The organism is Actinomycetospora sp., from assembly GCF_055612215.1.
Genome location: NZ_JBVPVA010000021.1, coordinates 1 through 1238, shown reverse-complemented (window position 1 = coordinate 1238; position 1238 = coordinate 1). Strand labels below are relative to the sequence as shown.

Sequence of the window (1238 nt, the reverse complement as noted above, 5' to 3'; positions counted from 1 at the left end):
GCGATCGCCGAGGGAGTAGCCGTGAGCGCAGAGCACGCCCAGCGTCCCCCGTCGGTGTCCGGCAGCGTCCCCCTCTCCACGGAGCCAGCCTCCGTGGACGCGGACCGAGCCCCTGGCCACACCCCGTCACCGGCCCCGCGGGCCCGGACCACCTACGTTCTCGACACCTCCGTCCTGCTCAGCGACCCGTGGGCCCCCACCCGCTTCGCCGAGCACGACGTCGTCGTCCCCCTCGTCGTCATCTCCGAGCTCGAGGGCAAGCGCCACCACCCGGAGCTGGGGTGGTTCGCCCGGGAGGCCCTGCGCCTCTTCGACGACCTCCGCATCACGCACGGCCGTCTGGACGAGCCGATCGTGATCACGCCCGAGGGCGGCACGCTGCACGTCGAGCTCAACCACACCGACCCGTCGGTGCTGCCGGCCGGCTTCCGGACCGCGGAGAACGACTCCCGCATCCTCGCGTGCGCGGCCAACCTCGCGCGGGACGGCCTGACCATCACCCTGGTCACCAAAGACATGCCGCTGCGGGTGAAGGCCGCCGCCGTGGGCCTGCCCGCCGACGAGTACCACGCCCAGGACGTCGTGCTCTCCGGTTGGACCGGCATGACCGAGGTCGCGGCCGACCACCACGAGATCACCGACCTCTTCGCCGAGGGCGTCACCGACGTCGACGCGGCCCGTGAGCTGCCGTGCCACACCGGCCTGCGCCTGCTCGGCGGGGGCTCGTCCGCGCTCGGGCGGGTCACCCCGGACAAGCAGGTGCGCCTCGTGCGCGGCGACCGCGACGTCTTCGGGCTGCACGGCCGCTCCGCCGAGCAGCGCATCGCGATCGACCTGCTCACCGACCCCGACATCGGGATCGTGTCGCTGGGCGGCCGCGCGGGCACCGGCAAGAGCGCCCTCGCGCTGTGCGCCGGCCTCGAGGCGGTCCTCGAGCGCCAGCAGCACCGCAAGATCGTCGTGTTCCGGCCGGTGTACGCCGTCGGGGGCCAGGACCTCGGCTACCTGCCCGGCGGCGAGAACGAGAAGATGGCGCCCTGGGCGCAGGCGGTCTTCGACACCCTCGGGGCGCTGGTCTCGACCAACGTCGTCGAGGAGGTCATCGAGCGGGGCATGCTCGAGGTGCTCCCGCTGACCCACATCCGCGGCCGGTCGCTGCACGACGCGTTCGTCATCGTCGACGAGGCCCAGTCGCTCGAGCGCAACGTGCTCCTCACGGTGCTCTCCCGGCTCGGGAC

General features: G+C 73.0%; 1 protein-coding gene. It reads left to right on the top strand.

Going from position 1 to position 1238, the window contains the following annotated elements:
• Positions 1–21: 21 nt before the first annotated feature.
• Positions 22–1238, top strand: a 1217-nt coding sequence (locus AC0CYZ_RS00465; RefSeq protein ID WP_472210949.1) for a PhoH family protein, incomplete at its 3' end; no start/stop codon positions are given.